The sequence below is a fragment of the Streptomyces sp. NPDC012835 genome (genome assembly GCF_042900885.1).
Classification (GTDB): Bacteria; Actinomycetota; Actinomycetes; order Streptomycetales; family Streptomycetaceae; genus Streptomyces.
The window spans coordinates 463806-483637 of the sequence record NZ_JBIBBW010000001.1 but is presented as its reverse complement, the minus strand read 5'-3'; the positions used below and the strand labels follow the sequence as shown (position 1 = coordinate 483637).

18 protein-coding genes and 1 pseudogene are annotated in these 19832 nt (G+C 71.8%); 11 read left to right on the top strand and 8 right to left on the bottom strand.

Annotation, left to right across the window (positions count from 1 at the left end; genetic code table 11):
• Positions 1-58 precede the first annotated feature (58 nt).
• The gene (locus ACFY6S_RS01980) at positions 59-1063 is read left to right on the top strand and encodes a LacI family DNA-binding transcriptional regulator (protein WP_388829433.1); all 1005 of its coding nucleotides are present in this window, start codon (positions 59-61) and stop codon (positions 1061-1063) included.
• A 75-nt stretch (positions 1064-1138) separates the two neighbouring features.
• On the opposite strand, the gene ACFY6S_RS01975 is transcribed toward ACFY6S_RS01980, so the two are convergent.
• Both ACFY6S_RS01975 and ACFY6S_RS01970 read right to left on the bottom strand, forming a co-directional pair.
• Positions 1139-1321 (bottom strand): SDR family NAD(P)-dependent oxidoreductase, encoded by a 183-nt coding sequence (locus tag ACFY6S_RS01975; protein WP_388829430.1) that lies wholly within the window; start codon positions 1319-1321, stop codon positions 1139-1141.
• Between the two features lie 145 nt (positions 1322-1466).
• Complete coding sequence (locus ACFY6S_RS01970) at positions 1467-2672, bottom strand: ABC transporter ATP-binding protein (RefSeq protein ID WP_388829427.1); 1206 nt, start codon at positions 2670-2672, stop codon at positions 1467-1469.
• Between the two features lie 218 nt (positions 2673-2890).
• On the opposite strand from ACFY6S_RS01970, the gene ACFY6S_RS01965 reads away from it, so the two are divergent.
• Positions 2891-4189: an alpha/beta fold hydrolase gene (locus ACFY6S_RS01965; protein WP_388829424.1), complete on the top strand. Its 1299-nt coding sequence runs from the start codon at positions 2891-2893 to the stop codon at positions 4187-4189.
• 125 nt (positions 4190-4314) lie between these two features.
• The gene (locus ACFY6S_RS01960) at positions 4315-4623 is read left to right on the top strand and encodes a DUF5133 domain-containing protein (protein ID WP_388829421.1); all 309 of its coding nucleotides are present in this window, start codon (positions 4315-4317) and stop codon (positions 4621-4623) included.
• A gap of 73 nt (positions 4624-4696) precedes the next feature.
• On the opposite strand, the gene ACFY6S_RS01955 is transcribed toward ACFY6S_RS01960, so the two are convergent.
• A complete protein-coding gene (locus ACFY6S_RS01955; RefSeq protein WP_388829727.1) occupies positions 4697-5956 on the bottom strand; it encodes an amidohydrolase in 1260 nt (419 codons plus the stop codon).
• A 204-nt stretch (positions 5957-6160) separates the two neighbouring features.
• Positions 6161-6676: pseudogene (locus tag ACFY6S_RS01950) on the bottom strand (trimeric intracellular cation channel family protein); the annotation flags it as partial.
• A 284-nt stretch (positions 6677-6960) separates the two neighbouring features.
• On the opposite strand from ACFY6S_RS01950, the gene ACFY6S_RS01945 reads away from it, so the two are divergent.
• From ACFY6S_RS01945 to ACFY6S_RS01925, 5 genes are all read left to right on the top strand, one after another.
• Complete coding sequence (locus ACFY6S_RS01945) at positions 6961-7929, top strand: NADPH:quinone oxidoreductase family protein (RefSeq protein ID WP_388829418.1); 969 nt, start codon at positions 6961-6963, stop codon at positions 7927-7929.
• Positions 7926-9113: an acyl-CoA dehydrogenase family protein gene (locus tag ACFY6S_RS01940; RefSeq protein ID WP_388829415.1), complete on the top strand. Its 1188-nt coding sequence runs from the start codon at positions 7926-7928 to the stop codon at positions 9111-9113. The genes ACFY6S_RS01945 and ACFY6S_RS01940 overlap by 4 nt, the downstream gene beginning before the upstream one ends.
• On the top strand, positions 9110-10201 hold the full coding sequence (locus tag ACFY6S_RS01935) for an acyl-CoA dehydrogenase family protein (protein ID WP_388829412.1): 1092 nt from the start codon (positions 9110-9112) through the stop codon (positions 10199-10201). Before ACFY6S_RS01940 ends, ACFY6S_RS01935 begins: the two co-directional genes overlap by 4 nt.
• A 188-nt stretch (positions 10202-10389) precedes the next feature.
• Positions 10390-10584: a hypothetical protein gene (locus tag ACFY6S_RS01930; protein ID WP_388829409.1), complete on the top strand. Its 195-nt coding sequence runs from the start codon at positions 10390-10392 to the stop codon at positions 10582-10584.
• A gap of 115 nt (positions 10585-10699) precedes the next feature.
• Positions 10700-11155: a lamin tail domain-containing protein gene (locus ACFY6S_RS01925; protein ID WP_388829406.1), complete on the top strand. Its 456-nt coding sequence runs from the start codon at positions 10700-10702 to the stop codon at positions 11153-11155.
• 14 nt (positions 11156-11169) lie between these two features.
• Here the strand turns inward: ACFY6S_RS01925 and ACFY6S_RS01920 are convergent, their stop codons facing one another.
• The 3 genes from ACFY6S_RS01920 to ACFY6S_RS01910 all read right to left on the bottom strand — a co-directional run bounded on the left by ACFY6S_RS01920 (position 11170) and on the right by ACFY6S_RS01910 (position 14015).
• Positions 11170-12153, bottom strand: a complete 984-nt coding sequence (locus tag ACFY6S_RS01920; RefSeq protein WP_388829403.1) for an XRE family transcriptional regulator — start codon at positions 12151-12153, stop codon at positions 11170-11172.
• 176 nt (positions 12154-12329) lie between these two features.
• Positions 12330-13517 carry a S1 family peptidase gene (locus ACFY6S_RS01915; protein ID WP_388829400.1) on the bottom strand — a complete coding sequence of 396 codons (1188 nt, stop codon included), beginning with the start codon at positions 13515-13517 and terminating at the stop codon, positions 12330-12332.
• A 420-nt stretch (positions 13518-13937) separates the two neighbouring features.
• Positions 13938-14015, bottom strand: coding sequence for a 50S ribosomal protein bL37 (locus tag ACFY6S_RS01910; protein ID WP_370443954.1), 78 nt, complete (start codon positions 14013-14015; stop codon positions 13938-13940).
• A 283-nt stretch (positions 14016-14298) separates the two neighbouring features.
• Between ACFY6S_RS01910 and ACFY6S_RS01905 the strand changes: the two genes are divergently transcribed.
• The 3 genes from ACFY6S_RS01905 to ACFY6S_RS01895 all read left to right on the top strand — a co-directional run bounded on the left by ACFY6S_RS01905 (position 14299) and on the right by ACFY6S_RS01895 (position 18797).
• On the top strand, positions 14299-15780 hold the full coding sequence (locus ACFY6S_RS01905; RefSeq protein ID WP_388829397.1) for a glycosyltransferase: 1482 nt from the start codon (positions 14299-14301) through the stop codon (positions 15778-15780).
• A complete protein-coding gene (locus ACFY6S_RS01900) occupies positions 15770-17227 on the top strand; it encodes a DUF6056 family protein (RefSeq protein ID WP_388829394.1) in 1458 nt (485 codons plus the stop codon). The genes ACFY6S_RS01905 and ACFY6S_RS01900 overlap by 11 nt, the downstream gene beginning before the upstream one ends.
• A gap of 166 nt (positions 17228-17393) precedes the next feature.
• Positions 17394-18797: a GntP family permease gene (locus ACFY6S_RS01895; RefSeq protein WP_388829391.1), complete on the top strand. Its 1404-nt coding sequence runs from the start codon at positions 17394-17396 to the stop codon at positions 18795-18797.
• A 15-nt stretch (positions 18798-18812) separates the two neighbouring features.
• Here the strand turns inward: ACFY6S_RS01895 and ACFY6S_RS01890 are convergent, their stop codons facing one another.
• Entirely contained in the window at positions 18813-19817 is a 1005-nt protein-coding gene (locus ACFY6S_RS01890) for a Bug family tripartite tricarboxylate transporter substrate binding protein (protein WP_388829388.1), read from the bottom strand.
• Positions 19818-19832: the final 15 nt, after the last annotated feature.

Sequence of the window (19832 nt, the reverse complement as noted above, 5' to 3'; positions counted from 1 at the left end):
TCACATGGATGATCGGGGTGAGGGCTCCTCAGCGAAGCCCGGGTGCCATCATCGGGACGTGCCCACTTCCACGCCGCCACCCCGACGAACCACGATCTACGACATCGCGCGCACCGCCGGTGTCTCGCACACCACGGTCTCGCGCTACCTGCGCCACGACGGCCAGGGGGTGCGCGACACGATCAAGGAGCGCATCAGCGCCGCCATCGACGAACTCGGCTACCGGCCCAACCTCGCCGCTCGCGCGATGCGGACACGCCGCACCGGACGCCTGGCCATCCTCCTGCCCGCCGGTCAGGCAGTGGGCGCCATTCGCATGCTCGCAGGCGCAACCGAGAAGGCGCACGCACACGGCTATCAGATCGAAGGCGTCACGCTCGAAGGCTCCGCGGCCGTACTCGCCGCCCGCGTACTGGAACTCGCGGAGTCCGGCATGTACGAGGGCGTGCTCTCCCTGACACCCCTGCTCGACGGCGGGCCCGAAACCACTGCCCCCGTCGTGGTGGCCGCCGAGTACGACGAGGAACTGCGCGCCATGGGCGAACTCGCCGACGCCACCGCGATCGCGAAGATCATCGAGGAACTCGCCGCCGCAGGCCATGGGAGCTTCGTGCACGTGGCAGGCGACCGGAACTATCCCACGGCGCGCGCCCGCGAACAGGTCTACCTCGAAACCGTCCAGCGGCTCGGCCTTCGCTCCGTCGGAGTCGTCGGCGGCGACTGGCTGCCGGAAACCAGCCGCGACGCGATCCTCGGGCTGCCCGCCGACGCCGACGTGACGGCGATCGTGGCGGCGAACGACCTGCTCGCCGCCGCCGCGGTGCGCGGAGCAACAGAGCGCGGGTGGAACGTCCCCAACGACATCGTGGTGACCGGATGGGACAACAACCCCGTGGGCGCATGGCTGTCACCGACCCTCACCACCGTCGAGGTCGACTACGAGGAAATCGGACGTCGGGCCATGCACCGGCTCGTCGCGCTGGTACGCGGAGAGACGGCGCCACACCACACCCAGCCGACCGCAACCGTCCTCTGGCGCCGGTCCACCGGCCACGCCAGATAGTCGCCAGGGGCCGATCGGAAGCCGCTCGGACCGGACCTCCGCGGGCTCGGCGCGCGTCGGCCGCCTGATCCGGCGTCATCCGGGCAGCCAGGTCGTTCGCCTCTCGACCCCGCGGGCAGCCATCTCCGTGCGGACGACGCCGGGCTCGGCCACGACCACCTGTACGCCCAGCGCAGCGACCTGCCGGCGGAGCGAGTCGCTGACCGCCTCCAGGGCGAACTTCGCGCCGGCGCACGCGCCAGGCGGGCCAGTCGTCATGCCCGGCGGGCGCGCGACGACAGCTACGGCACCTCGCCGCGTTGCCGGAACAACCGCGTACATCCAGTATGCGGACGCTCCTGCGCCGTGCGATGCACCGCATCTGACGCCGCGCGCTGATCCACCGGGCATGACGGGCCAGCCCCTAGGCGTCCGACACCGAATCGAAGTCGACCTCCGCGCGCCCGATGCCCTGCGCGTCCGCGTCGACCGAGCGGCGCAGCGCCTCGTGGAGCTTCGCCGGGGTCAGTACACCCGCGAAGCGGCTCCCGTCCAGGACCGCCACCCAGCCCGCGTCGTGCTGGAGCATCTCGCTGAACGCCTGCTTCAACGGCGAGCCGAGCGGCACCCACGCCTCCATCCGCCGGGCGAGGTCGCCCACGCGCGGCTGGGCCGGTCCGTCCCGCCCCGGCCGTGCCGGAGGCCGGGCCCGGTCCCCGGCACTGTCGAGCGCGTCGGCGGAGACCCAGCCGTGGAGTTCGCCGTCGCCGTTCAGCACCACCGCCCACCGGGCGCCCTCCGCCCGCAGCCGGCGCGCCGCTTCCCCGGCCGGTTCCTCGGTCCTGGCGACCGGCGGCTCCTCCAGGTCGGCCCGCTCGACCGCGGTGACCGACAGCCGTTTCAACCCCCGGTCGGCGCCGACGAACCGCGCCACGTACGGGGTGGCGGGGGTGCCGAGGACGGCGGCCGGGCTGTCGTACTGCTCGATGCGCCCCTCCCCGTACACGGCGATGCGGTCCCCCATCCGTACCGCTTCCTCGATGTCGTGCGTGACCAGCAGCACCGTCTTGCGCACCGTCGCCTGGAGCGTCAGGAACTCGTTCTGGAGCCGCTCGCGTGCCACCGGGTCCACCGCGCCGAACGGCTCGTCCATCAGCAGCACCGGCGGATCGGCGGCCAGGGCGCGCGCCACCCCCACCCGCTGGCGCTGCCCGCCCGACAACTGCGCCGGATAGCGCGGACCGTACGTCGCCGGGTCGAGCCCCACCAGATCGAGCAGCTCCGCCGCCCGCGCCCGGGCTCTCGACCGCTTCCAGCCGATCAGGGCCGGCACGGTCGCGGTGTTTTCGAGGACCGTACGGTGCGGGAACAGCCCGACCTGCTGGATGACGTAGCCGATCCGGCGGCGCAGCTGGACCGGATCGACCCCGGATATGTCCTGCCCGTCGACGAACACCCGACCGGAGGTGGGCTCGATCAGCCGGTTCACCATCATCATGGTGGTCGTCTTGCCGCAGCCGGAGGGCCCCACCAGCGTCACCAGCTCACCTGCGGCGACCTCGAAGGACAGCCCGTCGACAGCGGTCGTACCGTCCGGGTAGACCTTGCTCACCCGCTCGAACCGGATCATCACCTCACGCTAGGAGCCGCCCGCCCCGCGCGCACGCGGACCGGGACTGTCCGGGATCGACCGGGCCCTTCGGGGCCGGGCGCTGAACGCCACGCGTGCCCCGTGCGTATATCCGGGTCCGGGTGTACGGGGCGGGCTCGGGAGGCCCGTGCCCGGTGTGCTGAACTGTCCGGCACGGACCGCCCCCGCCGGGGGGCCCGTAGCGAAAGGAACCCCTCTTGACCAGCTATCGCCATCCCGGCGTCGTCCTCACCGACCACAGCTTCACGGTCCCCCTGGATCACGACGATCCGGCCGGGGAGCGGATCGAGCTGTACGCGCGCGAGGCCGTCGCGACCGGCCGGGCGGGCGACGACCTGCCCTGGCTGGTCTATCTGGAGGGCGGCCCCGGCTTCGGAGCACGCAGATTCATCGGCCGGCAGGCATGGCTGGGCCGCGCCCTCCAGGAATTCCGGGTGCTCCTGCTCGACCAGCGCGGCACCGGGCTCTCCACCCCGGCCAACCGGCAGACACTGCCGCTGCGCGGCGGCCCCCGGGAACAGGCCGACTACCTGGCGCACTTCCGCGCCGACTCCATCGTGCGCGACTGCGAGACCATCCGGCCGCTGCTGACCGGCGGCGCCCCCTGGACCGTACTGGGCCAGAGCTTCGGCGGTTTCTGCGCCACCCACTACCTCTGCGCCGCCCCCGAGGGCCTGGCCACCGTCCTGATCACCGGCGGGCTGCCCTCGCTCGACGCCACGGCCGACGAGGTCTACCGCGCCGCGTATCCGCGGATCGCCCGCAAGGTCGAGGCGCACTACGCCCGTTACCCGCAGGACATCGGGCGGGCCCGCCGGATCGCGCGATACGTCGCGGAGCACCGGCCGGTGCTGCCGGGCGGCTACACCCTGACCCCCGAGGCGTTCCAGTCGCTCGGCATCCTCCTCGGCGGCGGTGACGGCAGCCACCAGCTGAACCACCTGCTGGAGAACGCCTTCGTCCGCACGCCGAAGGGCCCGGTCCTCTCCGACGCCTTCCAGGAGAACGTGGCGTCCGCGCTCTCGTTCGCCGGGCATCCGCTGTACGCGGTGCTGCACGAGGCGATCTACGGCCAGGCCGACCGGCCGACCGCGTGGGCCGCCGAGCGGGTGCGCGGTGAGTTCGCCCGCTTCGACGCGGCGAAGACCCTGGCCGACGAGGGGCCGTTGTACTTCACCGGAGAGTCCATCCACCCCTGGCACTTCGTGAACGACCCCGCGCTCGCCCCGCTGCGCGAGACCGCGGAACTGCTCGCGGCCCGCACCGACTGGCCCGCGCTGTACGACCCGGCCCGGCTCGCCGCCAACGAGGTGCCGGTCGCCGCCGCCGTCTACCACGACGACATGTACGTCGACACGGAGCACTCGCTGCGTACCGCGCGGGCGATCCGGGGGCTGCGCACCTGGGTGACCGACGAGTTCGAGCACGACGGGGTACGGGCCGGCGGACCGCGCGTCCTGGACCGGCTGCTGGCGCTCGCGCGCGGCGAGGGCTGAGGCGCGCGGGTCCGCCGCCGCGCCGCGCTCCCCGCTCCCGGGCCCGCGCACCGGCCCCGCCCGCGCTCACCGCGCGGATCCGGGGCCCCGGGGGGAGAATGGGGCGCGGGGGCAGGTGCTCCGCTGTGCGACGAGGCGGGCGGGAGCGCGCCGAATCCGAGCGGGAGGTGGTGGACATGCTGCTGCCGAACAGACATCTGGTCGCCGATCTGCTGGCCCGTTACCGGGCCTGGGAGCGGCTGGTCCTCGCCGATCCCCTCGACGAGACCGTACGCGGCCGGTTCGAGGACATCGCGTACACCCTGTGCGTACTGATGGGGCAGCGCACCGCCCGTGAGGCGATCTGGCAGGCGGAGGCGTATCTGCGCCGGATCAGGCCCGTACCGATCTTTCCGGAGGAGCCCACGAGCGTCACGCCGGCGGGCCGCGAGTAGGTCCGCTCGCACGGGCCTGGCCGGCCCAACCCGGCCAGGCCCGCGCCTCGGGGGGAGTCGCTCCCGCTCCCGGTCACGCGTCGCGGACGTCCAGCCAGGCCAGCGCGGCCACGACCAGGGCGGAGACGCCGGTGTCGAGAGTGGGCTGGATCACCGGGGCGAAAGCAGCCGAATGGTTGACGGGGATGTCCTGGTCGACCGTGCCCTTGCGCTTGGCCTCGGCATAGCGATCGGGGTCGACGCCCCCGATCGCCCAGTAGCAGAACGGAACACCCAGGGCTCCGGGGATCTCACTGAAATCCTCGCTGGCGGTCTGTAGTTCCGCGGTACCCGCGCGGTCGCCGAAGTGGGCCCGGAACGCCTCGTCCAGCCGCTTGGCCACGTCGGCGTCGTTGCGGGTGGGAGGGAACTCGGACAGCTTCTCGACGGTCGGTTCCTTCGGCGCCCCGGACGCCTCGGACTCGGCACGGACACAGCGCCGAATGGCGTCCAGGACTCGTTCGCGGGTGGCGTCGTCGTAACTGCGTACGTTCAGTTCGATGACGGCGGATTCCGGGATGACGTTGGGGCTCGATCCGGCCGTGATGCTGCCGACGGTCAGCACGGCGGCCGTGGTGGGCGCGAGTTCGCGGGAGACGATGGTCTGCAGTCGTACGACACACATCGCCGCGAGCACCACGGGGTCGACGGCGGCCTGCGGCTTCGAGCCGTGGGCCCCGCGTCCGTACAGGGTGACCCGCAGGCTGTCGGCGGCGCTGAGGAACGCGCCGGGGCGCACCCCGACGTAACCGGCCGGGTAGGGCAGCACATGCTGGGCGAAAGCGACGTCCGGACGCGGGATCCGGTCTGTCAGCCCGTCGGACAGCATCGCCTCCGCGCCGTCGCCGTTCTCCTCGGAGGGCTGGAACAGCACGACCAAGGTGCCCTGCCACGCGTCCTCGGCCTCGGCCATCAGGCGCGCGAAGCCCAGCATGCAGGACACGTGGACGTCGTGGCCGCAGGCGTGCATGACCGGCACCTCGTTACCGGACCGGTCGGTGGTGGTCACCGTCGAGGCGTAGGACAGCCCGGTGGCCTCCTTCACGGGCAGCGCGTCCATGTCGGCGCGGAGCAGCACGGTGGGGCCGTCGCCGCGTTCCAGGACGCCGACGACTCCGGTGCCGCCGATCCCGTCGGTCACCCGGTAGCCCCAGTCGCGCAGCTGTTCAGCCACGCGTGCCGACGTTCGGGTCTCGGCGAGTCCCAGCTCCGGGTGCGCGTGCAGGTCCCGGTAGAAGTCCTCGATCTCGGACCTGATCCCGTCCAGGCCCTCCAGTACTCGGTCAGCGGTCATGCGGTGACTCCTTGCCAGGTCGGTGGGAGAGGTGCGCCCGCCTCTGGAACGGACGCGCATCTTGCGCACCGCTTCGGCGGGCTCCAGCGGAAGGCCGCCGGGGAGCGCCCAGCCGTGTCGGTTGGCCATCAGGCGCAGCAGCACCGCGCCGAGCACTCCGCAGACAATGCCGATGGTGGGCACGCCCGTACGGGCACACAGGATGTAGAGGCCCGACACCACGACGGCGACGGTCGCGTAAAGCCCGTTTCCTCCCAGTACAGCCGGTACCCGGCGGAGCAGCAAGTCACGGACCGCGCCGCCGCCCACGGCCGTGATGGTGCCCAGCAGTACGGCGGGCAGCCAGCCGAGACCGCCGGCCAGCGTCTTCTGCGCGCCGGCGATGGACCAGAAACCCAGAACGGCGGCGTCCAGCCAGATGAACATGCGGTTCCACTGCTCCTCGCCCACGACGAGGAGGAAGGCCAGGAGAGCCCCGGCGAAGGCGGTGGGCAGATAGGCCGGGTCGGTGAGGGCCACCGGGGTACCACGCTGGAGCAGTGTGTCGCGGATGATGCCGCCGCCGAGGCCGGAGACCGTACCGACGACCAGGTAGCCGAAGAGGTCGAGTCCCTCGGCCCGGGCGACCGCACCGCCGAGCAGGCCGCACACCAGCACGCCGGCCAGGTCGAGGTACCCGGTGACCGTGTTCACGTCCGCCGGTGCCAGCCATGAGGTCATGCGTCCTCCCGAACGGTCCGCATCGACGGCCCGCATCGACGGCCCGCGGTCCTCCGGCGCCCTCTGCGGCCATCGGCTGCCGGGAGCCCGGCCGCCGGTCTCCACCCTGCCCGCCCGGCGAGGGGTTGCCAATCCGGCGCGGACCGACAGGGGCGGTGCCGGGATGGTCTCGGAGCGGGCCGAAGCCGCCGGGCCAGCTCGGTCATCCACCGGATCGACTGTGCAGAGACACAAGCGACCGCTTAGTATGCGCGCGTACTGTCCATCGTGTGTGGAGGCACCCAATGCAGGCATGGCGAGTGCACCGGAACGGCGAGCCGAGCGAGGTGATGCGGCTGGAGGAGGTGGATCGCCCGGTCGCAGCGGACGGGCAGGTTTCCCTGCGGGTGAGGGCGGCGAACATCAACTTCCCCGACGCGCTGCTCTGCCGGGGCCAGTACCAGGTCCGCCCGCCGCTGCCCTTCACCCCCGGTGTCGAGATCTGCGGCGAGACCGAGGACGGCCGGCGGGTCATCGCCACCCCCGCCCTGCCGAACGGCGGTCTCGCCGAGTACGTCGTCGCCGAAGCGGCGGCGCTGCTGCCCGCCCCGGACGCGCTGGACGACGCCGAGGCCGCCGCCCTGCACATCGGCTACCAGACCGGGTGGTTCGGGCTGCACCGGCGGGCCCGGCTCCAGCCGGGGGAGACCCTGCTCGTCCACGCGGCGGCCGGCGGCGTCGGCAGCGCGGCCGTACAGCTCGGCAAGGCCGCAGGGGCCACCGTCATCGGCGTGGTCGGCGGCGCGGACAAGGCCGGGGTCGCCCGGGAGCTGGGCTGCGACCTGGTGATCGACCGGCATGGCGACGACATCGTCGCGGCCGTCAAGGAGGCCACCGGAGGCCGCGGCGCGGACGTCGTCTACGACCCGGTGGGCGGCGACGCCTACGCCAAGTCCGCGAAGTGTGTCGCCTTCGAGGGGCGGATCGTGGTCGTGGGCTTCGCCGGCGGCACCGTCCCCAGCCCGGCCCTCAACCACGCACTGGTGAAGAACTACTCGATCCTGGGCCTGCATTGGGGCCTCTACGCCACCAAGGACCCGGCGGCGGTGGCCCGTTGTCACCGGGAACTGACCGCTCTCGCCGACCGGGGCGCCATCAGGCCGCTCATCGGGGAGCGGGTGGCGATGAAGGGCGCCGCCGACGCCGTGCAGCGCGTCGCCGACGGCGTCACCACCGGCCGCTCCGTTGTCCTCCCGCAGGGCGAGCGCCGATGACCGACGCCACCGAACTGCGGGCCCGGACGGCCGAGTTGCTCGCCGCCCACCCGCCGTCCCGCACCGACAGGGGCGACTTCCTCCGAGCCCGCTTCGACGCCGGCCTGGCCTGGGTGCACTATCCGCCGGGCCTGGGCGGCCTCGACGCGCCGCGCTCCCTCCAGAGCGTCGTGGACGCCGAACTGGCGGCGGCGGGCGCCCCCGGCAACGATCCGCGCCGCATCGGGATCGGCCTCGGCATGGCCGCCCCGACCATCCTGCGGTTCGGCACCCAGGAGCAGAAGGAGCGTTTCCTGCGGCCCCTGTGGGTCGGCGACGAGGTGTGGTGCCAGCTGTTCAGCGAGCCGGGCGCGGGCTCCGACCTCGCGGCGCTGGCGACCCGCGCCGTACGCGAGGACACCTCCGGCGACTGGATCGTCAACGGGCAGAAGGTGTGGACCTCCAGCGCGCATCTCGCCCGCTGGGCCATCCTCGTCGCCCGCACCGACCCCGACCTGCCCAAGCACCGGGGAATCACCTACTTCCTCTGCGACATGACCGACCCGGGGGTGGACGTACGGCCACTGCGCCAGCTCACCGGCGAGGCCGAGTTCAACGAGGTGTTCCTGACCGATGTGCGCATCCCCGACGCACACCGCCTCGGCGGTGTCGGCGAGGGCTGGCAGGTCGCCCGTACGACCCTGATGAACGAGCGGGTCTCCATCGGCGGCGGCGGCCTCCCGCGCGAGGGCGGCATGATCGGCACCCTCGCCCGCACCTGGCGCGAACGGCCGGAGCTGCGCACCCACGAACTGCGTCAACGCCTGCTCACCCTCTGGGTGGAGGCCGAGGTGGCCCGGCTCACGGCGGAGCGGGTGCGCCAGCAGCTCGCAGCCGGACAGCCGGGCCCCGAAGGCAGCGGGCTGAAGCTCTCCTTCGCCCGGCTCAACCAGGAGATCAGCGGCCTGGAAGTGGAACTCCTCGGTGACGAGGGCCTGTTGTACTCCGACTGGACCATGCGCCGGCCCGAGCGGGTCGACTTCACCGGCCGTGACGCCGGCTACCGCTATCTGCGCTCGAAGGGCAACTCCATCGAGGGCGGTACGAGCGAGGTACTGCTGAACATCGTCGCCGAACGCGTTCTCGGGCTGCCCGCGGAGCCGCGTGACGACAAGGACGTCGCCTGGAAGGACCTCGCCCGATGAGCACACCCTCCGATCTGCTCTACTCCGAGCCGGAGGACGACCTGCGCGCGGCGGTGCGGGCATCGCTCACCGCCCGCGCCGACCTCCCGGCGGCGCTCGCGCGCGCCGAGTCGGGCGACCCGTACGACCCCGCGCTGTGGAGTTCGCTCGTCGGCATCGGCGTGGCCGGACTGCTCGTCCCGGAAAGCCTCGGCGGCCAGGGCGCGGGCCCTCGCGAGGCGGCCGTCGTACTGGAGGAACTGGGCCGGGCCGTCACACCCGCGCCCTGTCTCACCAGTTCGGTGGTGGCGACCACGACGCTGCTCGCCTGTGACTCCGACAGCCCGGACATCGCCGGGCTGCTCACGGCGCTCGCGCGCGGCCACAAGGTCGCGGTGCTCGCGCTGCCGCTCGGCACCGCTCCGGACGGTCCGCTGCCCACCGGAGCCGACACGATACGCGGTGTGGCCGACGCCGTACGGGCCGATGTGCTGCTGACGCTCCGTCAGGACGGCCTGTACGCGGTCGAGACGGCCTCGTCCGCCGTCACCGTCGAGCCGCTCACCCCGCTCGACCTGACCCGGCCGCTCGCCACCGTCACCGTCGATCCGGGCGCCGGACTGCGGATCGCCGCGCCTCCGGTGGCGGAGAGTGCCGTACGGGCGGGACTGCTGACCGGGGCGGGGCTGCTCGCCTCGGAACAGCTCGGCGTCGCGGAATGGTGTCTGGAGGAGAGCGTCCGGCACACCAAGGACCGGTACCAGTTCAACCGCCCCGTCGGTTCCTTCCAGGCGCTCAAGCACCGGATGGCCCAGCTGTGGCTGGAGGTCGCCTCGGCCCGCGCCGCCGCCCGGGCCGCGGCCGACGCGCTGGCGACCGGCAGCCCGGACGCTCCGCTCGCGGTCGCGCTCGCCCAGGCGTACTGCGGCCCCGTCGCGGTCCACGCGGCCGAGGAGTGCGTCCAGTTGCACGGCGGTATCGGAATGACCTGGGAGCACCCCGCGCACCTCGCACTCAAACGTGCCAAGTCCGATGCCACGGCGTTCGGTTCGACGGGCCGGCACAAGGAGGCGCTGGCCGTGCTCGCCGACCTGCCCGCCCCCGGATAGAGCCCCCGGCCCCGGGGGCCCGGCGCCGCGCGGACGGCGCCCGTGCGGCACTCGTACGGCGGCCCCCGAGCCCGTCCCCGGACCGAACCACCCGTACGGCGGACACGCCAGTCGGCTGTACGGACCGTCTCCTCCGCCACACTGGCGGCCGAATGCCGCGCACAACGGTGCGGCGGAGGAGGTTGTCCGTGGCCATTTCCATCTCAGTGCTGCTGCTTCTGGTGATTCTCGCGGTGGTCTTCCTGCGCAGCGGAGGGCTCAAGCTCTCGCACGCGCTGGTCTGCGTCCTGCTCGGGTTCTTCCTCGCGGGTACGAGCATGGCGCCGTCCATCGCGAACGGCATCTCCGCGACGGCCGGGGCGGTCAGCGGCCTCAACCGCTGATCCCGCCGATGTCCGCGTTCGGTAACGGGCGTCCACCGGGACCTGCGTTATCCCTATTATGTGCGTCTGCCGAGCTGCCATTGGGGGGTGCTCGGCCCGAACATGGGGATTACGCATGCGTCACACCCGCACACTCGCCGCCGCCGCCGTCGCGGTAGCTTTCGCCGGCCCGGTCCTGCTGCCCGGCCCGGCGCAGGCCGCCGCCGGCTCGGTGCACCTGCACAAGATCTACTACAACAGCCCGGGGCCGGACAACCGCTCCAACGCGAGCCTCAACGCCGAATGGGTGCGGATCAGGAACACCACGTCGAAGGCCGTGAACCTCAAGGGCTGGACCCTGACCGACGCGTCGAGGCACACGTACACCTTCGGTAAGTACAGCCTCGGCAAGGGCAAGACGGTGACCATACGCACCGGCAAGGGCAAGGACACGGCGGCCAACCGCTACCAGAACCGCGGCGCCTACGTGTGGAACAACGACAAGGACACCGCGACGCTGCGCAAGGCGTCCGGCGCCAAGGTCGACACCTGCTCGTACAACAACCCGAGGGCCGACTACAAGAACTGCTGACGGACCCGCCGGAGTCAGGCCCCGTCGGCCCGCGGCCACTCCCAGGAGATGCCGTGGATGCCGGCGGGGCATCTGCCCGCCGCCGCGTGGACCGTGTGCGACGCGTCGAGGACGACCCGGTGGTTGTAGCTCCTGTCCGCACCGGAGCGCTCGCGGTAGTAGCGGTGACCGACCACCGGCAGGGCCGCCGGGTGGAAGTAGATGTGCAGCAGATATTCGCGCAGCCGCACGCGGGTCCGGCGCTCGTAGTGGTCGTCGCGGCCGTCGCCCGGATCGACGGAGATGGTGTAGTCGATGACCGCCGTCTCGTTCTTCGCCAGCTTTCTGCCGAACTCTATGTCGATCACGGCGGTGCTCACCTCGGGCAGGAACCGGACCCGGCCCTGGACTCCGCAGCGCACGGTGGTGCGCACCGCGCGCGCCCCGCTGTCGAAGGTGTGCACGGCGGTCAGCCGGTCCGCGCCCTCGCGCGTGGCACGCAGCACCTGCTGGATGGCGATGGAGCTGAGCCGCCGGTTCTCGTCGATGGTGACGGTCTCGTGGATACTCAGGGTGGCGATGTCCTCGTTCAGCGAGCCGAAGTCGTCGCCGAGGATCTGTTCGGCCAGCGAGTTCTCCCCGAACACCCGGTGCGAGGTACGCAGATCGTGGGCCTGCGACGCGACCCGCCCGCGCGGCCGGTAGGGGCCGATCAGCGAGCGGAGCGCGCCGGTCGGCAGCGCGAGGATGTGCTCCAGCGCATCGACGGCGCGCAGCGATCCGGCCCGTTCGGGCTCGCTGCGCCCGCGCTGCCAGTAGCTGAGGGTGGTCAGGCTGATCCGTATGCCCTGCTCGGCGAGCCGGTTGCGCACCCGGTCCAGGGACAGGCCGCGGCTCTTGATGGCCTGCTGGAAGACCAGGGCGAAGGTGGTGTCCGACGGCGGCGCGTCGGCGGTGCGGTCGAAGGAGGGGGCGGCGCCGTCTCGGCGGCCCTCCTGGTGCACGGGGTTCTGGTGCACGGGTTCTCCTCCCCTCCGGGCGCCGGCCGGAGGCGGCCGGCTCGGACGAGGGGGGTGGGCTCGGACGAGCGGGGCCCGGGCGGTCTCCGGCGGGCCGGTAACGGAACGGTCGAAGGACGGGGGCCACTCACCGTATCCGATGAGCGGCCCCCGTCATCCGGTGGGGGGAGGGGCGATCAGTTGGTGTTCAGCGTGAGCTGGTAGTGCGAGAGGGCGTCGTCCAGCGGCTGGAAGTAGGAGGAACCCGGCGAGTTCACACTGCCGCTGCACTGCTGCGCGGACGGGCCGCCCGAGGTCATGCCCTGGGCCTGGTTGCCCGAGATGTACGCGCCTCCGCTGTCACCGCCCTCGGTGCAGACCGAGGAGCTGCCCAGTCCGGTGACGACGGTGTCGGGGCCGCCGTTGGCGTCGGAGTAGGTGACGGTCACGTTGTAGGAGTTGACCTTGCCGCAGGTCCAGAAGGTGGTACGGCCCGACTTGCACAGGTCGGCGCCGGCCGCGGCCCGCGTGCTGCCCTGGACGGCGACGGTGCCGGCGCTGCCGTACGTCCCGACCTGCGTCGCGATGGAGCTGCCCGAGTCGAGGGCGGCGATGCCCATGTCGACGCTGCGGCTGCCGACGGCGAACCGGGAGTCGGTTCCCTCGGCGAAGCGCGTGCCCTTGTACGACAGCACGGGCAGGTCCTCGATGCAGTGGCCCGCCGTGACGAGGTACTGCTTGCCGGACGAGTCGCTGGCGCCGTAACCGACCGAGCAGACATAGCCGTTGAACGACATCTCGTCGCCCGGGCTGACCACGGCCTGGGTGCTGAGCTTCTGCTGGTCCTCCACCACTCGGACGGCGTCGCCGTGGGCACGGGCGGCCTTGAGGAACGACGTGGCCGCCGCGCTCCTGGCGTCGTTGACCTCCACCGTGACGGTGTCGGAGGCGAGATCCACCGACCAGGCGTTGACGCCGGCCGGAGCCTGCTTGAGCGCCTTGGCGTCCAGCTCGGCCTTGATCCGGTCGAGCGCGGTCTGTCCGTGGTCGGCCACACGCGGGGTCAGACCGGAGTCCTCGATGCGCTGCTCGGCCTTGGCGCCGGTCGCGTTGACGACGAGCGTGCCCGCCTTGTCGAAGAAGGCGCCGTCCGTCGGGACGCCGCTCTTGTCCAGCGCGGCGAGTCTGTCCTGCTGCGCCGCCTGGCGGTCGAGCCGCGCGGCGGCCGCCTGCTCGCTGACCCCGAGGGTGGTGGCCAGGGCCTTGACCATCGCCGGATCGTAGCGGTCGGCGGACCGACCGGCGGCCTGAGCGCCGGAGGCGGCGGTGACGGCGAGGAGAGCGCCGACGGCCGTGGCTGCGAGAATGTTCCGCGATATTCGCACGGTATTCCTTCCGTTCACAGAGCGGACGGCCGTGCATGGGGGGAGTGCGCTGGCCCGGAAAAGCCGATCGCACAGGGTGGCCGCCGTCTGGCGGTGCCGGGTTTCCCCGGCGCCGCAACGGAACTCTGACGCATTTTCATTGGCCGGTTCAAGAGCATCCGTTGCCAAACATTCAACAGAGTTACCACTCGCTGTTGAAAATCGGCGAAGAATTCTCGGCAAAGTCATTTCATGCGCGGAGATTGAGCGATTGGTCCTGGTGGCCCGGATGGTCCGGTTCCCGGGCATGGCCGCGCCCCCTTCCCGGGAGGAAGGGGGCGCGGTCGCCGCCGGCTCACCCGGCGGGGCACTTCTCGCGGTCCGGTACGGCCTCGGCCGCGGACCGGAGTTCACCCCGCGCGGTGCGGCTGACCCGGTCGTTCAGGACTGGGGGCGGCTGCCGTGGTTGGCGCCGTTCTTGCGACGTGCCTTCTTCTTACGGCGACGCTTCGATGACATGCCGTCTCCTTTCCGGTGGTGCGTGAGCTGATTCACCGGACGCCGGGCGCCTCGCGGTGCCCCGCGTCCGGTCATCACCGTACCCCTTACGCCGTCGCGATGCGGTCGGTGCCCGCCCATTCAACGGACCGGCGGGCGGTGGGGCCGGCGGCGCCGCTGTGCCGTTCCTCCGGAAGTGTGAAAAGCCGATCTTTAATCCCGCTGCTCTGTCGGTCGGCCCGGCCCGCGGCCCGGACACCGCCATGATGGAGGGACGGGGGAAAAGCGGTGGGAAGGGAGCAGGATGACGGCCCTTCAGGTATCAGTCGTCGTGCCGTGTTTCAACGAGGCGGAGGTGATCGAGACCTTCCACGCCGCACTGCTCCAGGCCATGGAACCCACCCGCCAGACGTTCGAGATCTGCTACGTGGACGACGGCAGCGGCGACCGGACGAGAGAGCTGCTGAGCCGGCTCGCCGCGGCGGACGGGCGTGTCCGGTATCTCGCCTTCAGCCGGAATTTCGGCAAGGAAGCGGCCATGCTCGCCGGGCTGCGGATGTCCGCGGGAGGCGCGGTGATCCTCATGGACGCCGACCTCCAGCACCCGCCCGAACTCCTTCCCCGCATGATCGAGCTGCACCGGCACGGCTACGACCAGGTGATCGCCCGGCGGGACCGTACGGGCGAGGGCGCGCTGCGCTCCGTACTCAGCCGCACCTACTACCGGGTGGTACGGCACTGCGTGGACGTCGAAGTCATCGACGGATCAGGGGATTTCCGGCTGCTGTCCCGGCGCGCGGTGGACAGCGTGCTCGCACTGCCCGAGAGCAACCGCTTCTCCAAGGGCATCTTCTCCTGGATCGGCTTCGACACGATCGGCTTCACCTACCGGAGCCGTGAACGGGCGGCCGGGGCGTCGAAGTGGGGCGGCAGAAGGCTGCTCAACTACGGAATCGACGGAGTGCTCTCCTTCAACAGCCGTCCGCTGCGTCTGGCCATCCACGCCGGCCTCTGGTTCGTCCTGTCGGCGCTCGCCTACGCGCTGTGGATCATCGTGGACGTCGCGCTGAACGGAGCCGCCGTCCCCGGCTACGCGACCCTGCTGACGGCCGTCGTCGCACTCGCCGGAATCCAGCTCGCCACACTCGGTGTCGTCGGCGAATACGTGGGGCGCATCTACCACGAGACCAAACACCGGCCGCACTACGTGGTCCGGGAGACCGAAGCGTCCCGTCCGTCGCTCCCGCTCCGGCCGGTGACACCACGCCTCGGCGGGCTGAGGGCACTCGGAGCGGGCCGCGCCCGAGGCGGCGCTTTCCGCCGGCGCCGGACGCCCGCGCGTACCCGTACCCTGCGGCAGTTCGCCTTCTTCGTGTCCGTCGGATTCGTCAACACGGCCGTCTATCTGCTGGTCTACGCCTCGCTGAACACGTCGGTCCCGTACCTGGCAGCCCACTGTCTGGGCTATCTGGTGAGCGTGGTGGTGTCCTTCTTCCTCAACACGTACATCACCTGCCGGACCAGGCCGACCTGGCGCGCCTTCCTGCGCTATCCGCTCTCCAGCGTCTTCAATCTCGTCGCCGCCGGCGGCCTTCTCTACCTCGGCGTCAGCGCGCTCGGCATGGACAAGAACCTCGCCGCCGTGGCCGCCGGGGTTCTCGTCACCCCCTTCTCGTTCCTGCTCGCCCGCTGGGCCATCACCTCCGGTGCGCTCGCCGCCGCTCCGGCCGCCGGGGCCGCCCCGGACCGTCCCGTACAGCCGGCGGACGAATCCGATGCCGTCTGAGCGGCGGGCGCGGGACCGGACGGCGTCCTGGCCGGCGGCGCTCGCGCTCCTGCCGCTCGGCCTGCTGGGTGCGGCCGCGTGGTACGGGCGCTGGGTACGCCCTGGCGCGGACGACTGGTGCTTCCTGCCCGTGGTGCGTGACGAAGGTGTCTCCGGGCTGGTGGGGAAGTTCTACCTCACGGACAACGGACGGATCGCCAACGGTGTGCTGACCGGCCTCTACGCGAAGTTCGGCGTCGCGGGGCACCAGTGGTACGCGCTGATCAGCGCCGTGCTCGTGCTGGGCGTGCTGTGGGCCGTGACCGTCGCGGCGCTGGACAGGGCCCGGCTGACAGCCCCGCGCGGGGTACCGCTGCTCGTGGCGGCCATGGTCGCCGCGGTGTTCCTCCTCGCGACGCCCAACACGTACAAGACGTTCTACTGGCCCGCCTCGTCCGTCTCGCACACCGTCGCTCCCGCGCTCGCCTGCGCGGCGCTGATCCCCCTGCTGCGGGCCCGCTCACGGGCGGCCGGGAAGTGGGCCGTGGCGGCGGTGTTCGTGGCGGGAGCGGTGACGGGCACCCTCTCCGAAGGCGTCTCGGTCGTCGTGTGCGTGACCCTCGTGTGCGCCCTCGCGGTCGGCCACCTGCTTCTCACCGGGCGCCGCAGGGCCCACGTACGGATCTGGTGCGCGGCCGGCGTGCTCGGCACCGCGGCCGGCGCTCTCGTGCTCCTGACCTCCCCCGGCTCACGGATCCGCCGCGAACGCTACGGGGCGCGGGGCGCGTCCCTGCTCGCGCCGGAGTCGCTGGCCGAATCCCTGCGTGCCTTCGCACACATCCTCGCCACCCTGCTCACCACCTGGCAGTACCTGGGTGCGGTCGCCGCGGGCCTGCTGCTCGGCCTGCTCGCCCGGGGAGCCGACGGCCGTCCGCCGGCCGGACCCCCGCGCCGGGCCCTGCTGTTCGGGGCCGGCGTCCTCGCCCTGCTGGTCTCCGGCTGGCTCTGCACTCTCCTGGCCCACCCCGTCTTCGGCGCCGAGGTGGCGGGCGTCAGCCGGACGTGGAACGACTACCTCCTGCTGTACATCGCGCTGCTCGTCGGCGCCGGCGCCGTGCTCGGCGGGGTGCCGCGCCGGCGGGAGCGGCGTACGGCAGCGCTGCGGGCGACCGGCGCCGTGGTGTGCGGTGTCGTGTGCGTGGCCCTCGCCGTCCCCCTGGTCCGCCTGGGAGGGGAGATGCGGACGAGGGCGCACGACTGGGACCGCCAGGACCGGTGGCTGCGGTCCCGTGCGGCGCTCGGCGCGCGGGTCCTCCCGTACCGGCCGCTGCCGATCAGCGGGATGGGGGAGCCGTTCGCCGACCACGGGCGCAAGGAGTGGCCGGCGAAGTGTGTCGCGCGCTACTACCGGATCGACCGGATCACGGACGCCACGCGACACCCCGACCGGGCCCCCGCGCGCCCGTGAACACAACGACCGAGCCGCGAACACAACGATCAATAAGAGCGCTACCTGCGCAAGAGTGACCCGGCTCACTTCCTTCGGCGAGAGTCTGTGCGCGTGCGGGTCCGGTCGTTCAGTGAACGCCCTTCCCCGAATCACCGACTTCCGTGGGAAGGCGACACCACCGAACATGAAGACCGAAGAAGTGCAGTCCACCCTGGGCACACTGCCGCTCCTGCTGATAGCGGGGGTCGCCGTTCTGGCCCTGTTGTTCCTCATCATCAGGGTGAGGATCCATCCGCTGATCGTCCTGCCGCTGGTGAGTCTGGCGACCGCGTTCGCCGCGCGCGTACCCACGGACGAGATAGTCGACGTCCTGATCGACGGGTTCGGCGGGACCCTGGGCGAAGTCGCCCTGCTGGTCGGATTCGGTGTGATGTTCGCCCGGATCGTCGAGATCAGCGGCGGTGCCCAGGCCCTGTCCGACACCATGATCCGGCTGTTCGGCGAGAAACGGGCGCCCCTGGCTCTGGGGGTGGCGTCGCTGCTGTTCGGCTTCCCCATCTTCTTCGACGCGGCGATGATGGTCATGCTGCCCATCGTCTTCGCGGTGGCCCGGCGCCTCGGTGGCGGTGTGCTGCGCTACGCGCTGCCCGCCGCTGCGGCGCTGTCGACGGCGCACATCTTCCTGCCGCCGCATCCGGGCGCGGTGGCGGCCACGGTCTTCCTCGGCGCTGATGTCGGCCTCGTGGTGCTGCTGGGTGTGCTCATCGCCGGCCCCACCTGGTACATATCGGGCTATCTGTACGGGATCTGGATCGGCGGCCGGATCGTCCTGCCGGTGCCCGAACTCCTCACCGGAGGACCGCGGAAGGAATCCGACGGCGACACCGACGACACCGTCCCGCCGAAGGCGACGACCGTCCTGCTCCTGCTGCTGCTCCCGCTCGCACTGATCTTCCTCAACACCGGCCTGCGTACGGCGGTGGACACCGGGGCGCTGGCCGGGGACCTCGGGTGGGTCGACGTGCTGCGCGTGCTGGGCAGCACCCCGGTGGCCCTGCTGATCACCGTGATCACCGCGTCGTACGTGCTCGGCACCCGGCGCGGACGCGGCAGGGACTTCCTGGAGGACCTGTACGACAACGCCCTCAAACCGATCGCGCCGGTCATCCTGATCACCGGGGCCGGCGGCATGTTCGGCAGTGTGCTGGTGACCAGCGGCATCGGCGACGCGCTGGCGGACACCCTGCGCGACACCGGACTGCCCCTGATCGCCTCGACGTTCGTCGTCGCCGCGATCCTGCGGATCGCGCTGGGCACCGCCACCGTCGCCATCACCACCTCGGCCGGGCTGCTCAGCGCCTCGGTCCTCGCGGCCGGACTCAATCCCGTGCAGACGGCCGCGACGGTGCTCGCCCTGGCCGGCGGTTCGGCGGTCGTTCCGCATGTCAACGACGCCAGCTTCTGGCTCTTCGGCAAGCTGCTCGGGATGGACATCCCCACCACGTTCCGCACCTGGACGGTGATCAAGACGCTGATCGGTGTGGTCGGATTCCTCTTCTCGTGGGTCGTCTTCGCCCTGGCCTCCTGAGCCGGGCGAGGGGGCTCACGACATCAGTCCGAGCCGGGACAGGATCTCCGCGGTGGCCCTGTCCTGCTCGGCCAGATAGTCGGCGAACCGGTCGCCGGTCAGGAACGCGTCGCTCCAGCCGTGCCTGGCCAGCTCCGTCCGCCACCGCGCCGACCGGCGCATCCGGTCCAGCGCGTCGGTCCAGCGCTCGCGCTCACGGGCGCTGATCCCCGGCGGCGCCACGATGCCCCGCCAGTTGGCGAAGACCAGATCGATACCGGACGCCTTCAGCGTGGGCACCTCCTCCAGGACGCCCACCGGCTCCGTACCGGTCACCGCGAGGACCCGCAACTGGCCCGCCGCGACCTGGTCGAGGAACTCCCCGTACCCGCTGGCACCGAACGTCACACTGCCGTCCATGACAGCGGTCAACAGCTCGCCGCCGCCCTCGTACGCGCGGTAGCCGACCGACCGGGGATCGATCCCGACGGCCTTGGCGAGCCGCATCGGCAGCAGATGGTCGGGCCCGCCGGGTGACGAGCCACCGCCGACCGTCACCTTCTCCGGGTCCGCCCGCCACGCCTTCACCAGCGCGCCGATCGAGGTGTACGGGGAGTCCCGCGCCACGACGACGGCGCCCGCCTCCTCGATCAGCCGGGCGATCGGTGTGGTCTGAGCCAGTGTCACCCGCGAACCCGAGACGTACGAAGCCCCGACGGTCCCGAGCCCCATCTGCATGGCCAGCGCGCCGTTGCCCCGTTCGTCGACCACACGCTGAAGGCCGACGGTGCCTCCGGCGCCCGGCAGATTGAACACCTGGACGCCCGGCGCGATCCCGGTCTCCTCCATCACCCGGGCCACCGTCCGCGCGGTGGTGTCGTACCCGCCGCCGGGAGCGTTCGGAGCCATGATGCGCGGCTCGGCCGCCCAACCGCCGCTCCCGGCCGACCGGTCCCACGGCGCCTCCGCGCAGCCGGCCACGGTGAGTATCGGGACGATGACCAGCAGACTCAGCAACGCGGTGATCCGAACCGTCACCATCCGCCCCTTTCGTTT

Bases quoted from the DNA above. Each gene is read 5' to 3' on its own strand.
- ACFY6S_RS01905 (WP_388829397.1), top strand. From the start codon at position 14,299: ATGACGGCCCTTCAGGTATCAGTCGTCGTGCCGTGTTTCAACGAGGCG.
- ACFY6S_RS01910 (WP_370443954.1), bottom strand. From the start codon at position 14,015: ATGTCATCGAAGCGTCGCCGTAAGAAGAAGGCACGTCGCAAGAACGGC.
- ACFY6S_RS01955 (WP_388829727.1), bottom strand. From the start codon at position 5,956: ATGACCGCTGACCGAGTACTGGAGGGCCTGGACGGGATCAGGTCCGAG.
- ACFY6S_RS01890 (WP_388829388.1), bottom strand. From the start codon at position 19,817: ATGGTGACGGTTCGGATCACCGCGTTGCTGAGTCTGCTGGTCATCGTC.
- ACFY6S_RS01970 (WP_388829427.1), bottom strand. From the start codon at position 2,672: ATGATCCGGTTCGAGCGGGTGAGCAAGGTCTACCCGGACGGTACGACC.
- ACFY6S_RS01940 (WP_388829415.1), top strand. From the start codon at position 7,926: ATGACCGACGCCACCGAACTGCGGGCCCGGACGGCCGAGTTGCTCGCC.
- ACFY6S_RS01945 (WP_388829418.1), top strand. From the start codon at position 6,961: ATGCAGGCATGGCGAGTGCACCGGAACGGCGAGCCGAGCGAGGTGATG.
- ACFY6S_RS01935 (WP_388829412.1), top strand. From the start codon at position 9,110: ATGAGCACACCCTCCGATCTGCTCTACTCCGAGCCGGAGGACGACCTG.
- ACFY6S_RS01975 (WP_388829430.1), bottom strand. From the start codon at position 1,321: ATGACGACTGGCCCGCCTGGCGCGTGCGCCGGCGCGAAGTTCGCCCTG.
- ACFY6S_RS01925 (WP_388829406.1), top strand. From the start codon at position 10,700: ATGCGTCACACCCGCACACTCGCCGCCGCCGCCGTCGCGGTAGCTTTC.
- ACFY6S_RS01895 (WP_388829391.1), top strand. From the start codon at position 17,394: ATGAAGACCGAAGAAGTGCAGTCCACCCTGGGCACACTGCCGCTCCTG.
- ACFY6S_RS01900 (WP_388829394.1), top strand. From the start codon at position 15,770: ATGCCGTCTGAGCGGCGGGCGCGGGACCGGACGGCGTCCTGGCCGGCG.